The following is a 3657-nucleotide window of genomic DNA, read 5'->3' as shown; positions in this document are numbered from 1 at the left end:
CGCTGCTGATCAACTCGCCGGGCGGTTCACCGGCGCAGTCGCACCTGATCCACCGCCGCATTCGGGCCCTCGCCGAAGAGAAGCGTCTGCCGGTGATCGCCTTCGTGGAGGATGTCGCGGCCTCCGGCGGCTACATGATCGCCTGCGCGGCCGACGAGATCGTCGCCGATCCGACCTCGATCGTCGGCTCCATCGGCGTCGTCTCGTCGGGGTTCGGCTTCCATGGCCTGCTGGAGAAGCTCGGCGTCGAGCGTCGCGTTCATACGCAGGGCGAGGCGAAGTCGATGCTCGACCCGTTCCGCCCGGAGGATCCCGCCGACGTGGAGCGCCTGAAGCGCATCCAGGCCGACGTGCAGGACCTGTTCACCGGCCTCGTCACCGCCCGGCGCCCGACCCTGGCCCGCACCGAGAACCTGTTCACCGGCGCGGTCTGGACCGGGCGGCAGGCGCTGCCCCTCGGTCTCGTCGATGCGCTCGGCGACCTGCGCACCGCGATGCGCGCCCGCTTCGGCGAGACGGTCGACCTGCGCCTCGTGGCCGAGGCCCGGGGCGGCCTCGTCTCCCGCCTGCTGCGCCGGGGCGGCGCGCCGGGCGGGATCGAACTCGCCGAGGGGGCGATGGCCGCCGTCGCGGAGCGCGCAGCCTTCGCCCGTTACGGGCTCTGAGACGGGGCCGGAGGGCTTCGCGCTTCGGTGCCCTTCGGAGATCCGCTACCGCCCGGCACGCCGGGCGGAGACGCGGGCGAGCGCCGCGAGATCCTTCTCGCCGTCGCCGTGGCTGATCGCCTCGATGAGGCCGTCGCGCAGCACGCTCGCGAAGGGCATCGGCACCCCCGCGCCCTCGGCGGCCTGGAGGGCGAGCCGCATGTCCTTGGCCCCGAGCTTGAGGAGGAAGCCCGGCGGCTCGTAGCGGTTCTGCGCGATCGAGGCGCCGTAGCCCTTGTAGACCGGCGAGGCGAACAGCGTGTTGGTCATCAGGTCGAGGAAGTCGGCGCCCGGGACGCCGTGGCCCTCCGTGAGGGCACAGGCCTCCGCCATGGCCTCGATCGCCGAGATCAGCATGAAGTTGCCGGCGAGCTTGACGGCGTTCGCCCGCGCCGGGTCGTCGCCGAAACGCCAGGTCCTGGCACCCATGGCGTCGAGGAGCGGGCCCGCGCGGTCGATCAGGGCCGCCGCCCCCGCCGTCACGATGTTGAGCTTGCCGGCCTCCGCCACGTCCGGCCGCCCGAAGACCGGCGCCGCGATGTAGGGGACGCCCGCCCGCTCGTGCACGGCGGCGAGCTGCCGGGCGAGCGCCACCGAGATCGTGCTCATGCCGATGTGCAGGCCCGGGCGCTCCGGCCGGTCGAGCAGGCCGCCGGCCACGATCACGGCTTCGAGCGCCGCGTCGTCGGCCAGCATGGTGATGACCGCGTCGCCGGCGAAGGCCTCGGCGGCGCTCGCCACCGGGGTGACGCCGTCGATGCCGCGCGCGGCCTCGGGCGAGCGGTTCCAGGCGCGGACCGTGTGACCCGCCCGCGCGAGGTTGGCGGCCATGGCGCGACCCATCCGCCCCAATCCGATGAATCCAACGTCCATGCCGTGCTCCTCGACGCGCTCTGCCGCCTGCCAACCTGGGTAACCCCGCGCGGCGGTCAACGGCGCCCGGCCGGATTTGCGCCGATCGCCGGCCGTGGCAAGCTCGACCCATGCTGCAGAATCGCATCACCGACATCCCCGGCCTGCGGGTCGGTCACGCCACCGATCTGCGGCTTGCGAGCGGCGTCACGGCGATCCTGTTCGACGATCCGGTGGTCGCCTCCGTCGACGTGCGCGGCGGCGGGCCGGGCACCCGCGAGACCGACCTGCTCGATCCCGAACGTACCGTGGAACGGATCGACGCCCTCGTCCTGTCCGGGGGCTCGGCCTTCGGTCTCGACGCGGCGGCCGGGGTGACGGCGTGGCTCGCCGAAGCCGGGCGCGGCTTCCCGGTCGGCGGCATGCGGGTGCCGATCGTTCCCGGCGCGATCCTGTTCGATTTGCCCAACGGCGGCGACAAGGCCTGGGGGCGCTACCCGCCCTACCGCGAGCTGGGCTTCGCGGCCGCCGCGGCTGCGGCCGCGGACTTCGCCCTCGGCTCCGTCGGGGCCGGGACCGGCGCGCGCACGGGTCGGCTCAAGGGCGGGATCGGATCTGCCTCGGCGCGGGTACCGGGCACGGACTTCCGGGTCGGGGCCCTCGCCGCCGTTAACGCCTTCGGCAACGCGACCGTCGGCGACGGCCCGCATTTCTGGGCCGCGCCCTTCGAGGAGGGTGACGAGTTCGGCGGCCTGGGCGCGCCGGCCCATGTTCCCGCCGAAGCCCACGCCTTCCCGATGCGCGCGCTGCCCGGCGCCGCCACGACGCTCGCCGTGGTGGCGACCGACGCGGCGCTGACCAAGGCGCAGTGCCGGCGCCTCGCGGTGGCGGCGCAGGACGGCCTCGCCCGCGCCCTCGTGCCGGCCCATACGCCGCTCGATGGCGATCTGGTCTTCGCCGTGGCGACCGGCGCCGTGCCCCTCGCCGACCCGGTGGTGGACCTCGCTCGCCTCGGAGATGTCGCCGCGCGGGTCCTGGCCCGGACCGTGGCGCGCGGGGTGTTCGCCGCGACGAGCCTGCCGGGACTCGCGCCGTCGCCGCCCCTGGCGGGTGCGGGGCTTCCGCCGGCCTGGCGCGACCTCTACGGCGCCTGATCCGCCACGCCCGCTCCGGAACGAAGCGGCAGGACCGGGGTTACAGGGCGCGGCCGAAGGCCGTGTCGTGGCTCGGATCGCGCCGGGCCGCGACCTGTGCCAAACGGGAGGATTCCTCATGAAAATGACCGGCCTGATCATCGCCGCGTCCGTCGCACTGTTCGCCGGCGGCGCCCAGGCGATGCCCGTGGCGCCGCTGTCCGGCGGCGACGCCTCGGTCACCCTCGTGCGCGGCGGTTGCGGGTTCGGCGCGCATCGCGGGCCGTATGGCGGCTGCCGCCTGAACCGCGGTCCGCGTGGTGCGATGCGCCGCGCCATGACCGGCGCGCCCCGCGGCTGCCCGCCCGGCCTCTACCGCGGCCCGCGGGGCTTCTGCCACCGCTGAGCGATGGCGTCGGTGCCGCCCGCCGGGGCGGCGCCGACGCACGACGGCGTCGGGTCCGACAGGAGTGCCCCCGGGGCGAGCGGAACGGAACCGCACGCTGGCGAGACGCCGGGAGGCTCGGACCCGCGTGGCGGCTCGGACGCGGCCCCGAGCCCCGGGCTTACTGCGGGACCGGTGTCTTGCGGCCCGCGTGCCATGTCGGCGGCGGTGCCGGCCCTCGCGCTCGAGCCGGTCGTTTCGGTCTCGAGGCGGCGCGTCTGCGTAGAGGCCGGCTCGGGCGTCTTCTGCGGATCGGTGGCCCGCCTTCGGAGGAGCCGAGCGTGACCGACGGTCCCACCGACCTTAGCGAGCGCCGCTTGCCATTGCGGGCGGCGGCGATGACGATGGTCGTTCCGGGCGCCCGATCAGGTAACCCTGGACGGCATCGCAGCCCAGTCGCCTGAGAAGCGCCAGCTGATCCGCATCCTCGACCCCTTCGGCAAGGGTGAGGATGTTCATGTCGCGGCCCATCTGGGTGATCGCCTTGATCACCGCCATCGAGTGGTTGTCCGTCAGCGCGCCG

5 protein-coding genes are annotated in these 3657 nt (G+C 74.5%); 3 read left to right on the top strand and 2 right to left on the bottom strand.

Annotation, left to right across the window (positions count from 1 at the left end; genetic code table 11):
• The coding region (locus I53_RS15620; protein WP_043352277.1) for a S49 family peptidase at positions 1-665 on the top strand (665 nt) is incomplete at its 5' end.
• A gap of 45 nt (positions 666-710) precedes the next feature.
• Here I53_RS15620 and I53_RS15615 read toward each other — a convergent pair.
• Entirely contained in the window at positions 711-1637 is a 927-nt protein-coding gene (locus tag I53_RS15615; RefSeq protein ID WP_335645383.1) for an NAD(P)-dependent oxidoreductase, read from the bottom strand.
• 50 nt (positions 1638-1687) lie between these two features.
• Between I53_RS15615 and I53_RS15610 the strand changes: the two genes are divergently transcribed.
• Positions 1688-2710 (top strand): P1 family peptidase, encoded by a 1023-nt coding sequence (locus tag I53_RS15610; protein ID WP_043352274.1) that lies wholly within the window; start codon positions 1688-1690, stop codon positions 2708-2710.
• Between the two features lie 118 nt (positions 2711-2828).
• On the top strand, positions 2829-3095 hold the full coding sequence (locus I53_RS15605; RefSeq protein WP_051044832.1) for a GCG_CRPN prefix-to-repeats domain-containing protein: 267 nt from the start codon (positions 2829-2831) through the stop codon (positions 3093-3095).
• A 342-nt stretch (positions 3096-3437) separates the two neighbouring features.
• Here I53_RS15605 and I53_RS15600 read toward each other — a convergent pair.
• On the bottom strand, positions 3438-3657 hold a 220-nt coding region (locus I53_RS15600), incomplete at its 5' end, for an EAL domain-containing protein (protein ID WP_043352271.1).

Origin of the sequence: Methylobacterium sp. B1 (genome assembly GCF_000333255.1) — a bacterium.
Taxonomy (GTDB): domain Bacteria; phylum Pseudomonadota; class Alphaproteobacteria; order Rhizobiales; family Beijerinckiaceae; genus Methylobacterium; species Methylobacterium fujisawaense.
Note: the sequence above shows the minus strand (reverse complement) of the source record. Positions and strands in the feature narration are given on the sequence as shown.

Coding starts and splice junctions, on each gene's coding strand:
- I53_RS15605 (WP_051044832.1), top strand. CDS start 2,829: ATGAAAATGACCGGCCTGATCATCGCCGCGTCCGTCGCACTGTTCGCC.
- I53_RS15610 (WP_043352274.1), top strand. CDS start 1,688: ATGCTGCAGAATCGCATCACCGACATCCCCGGCCTGCGGGTCGGTCAC.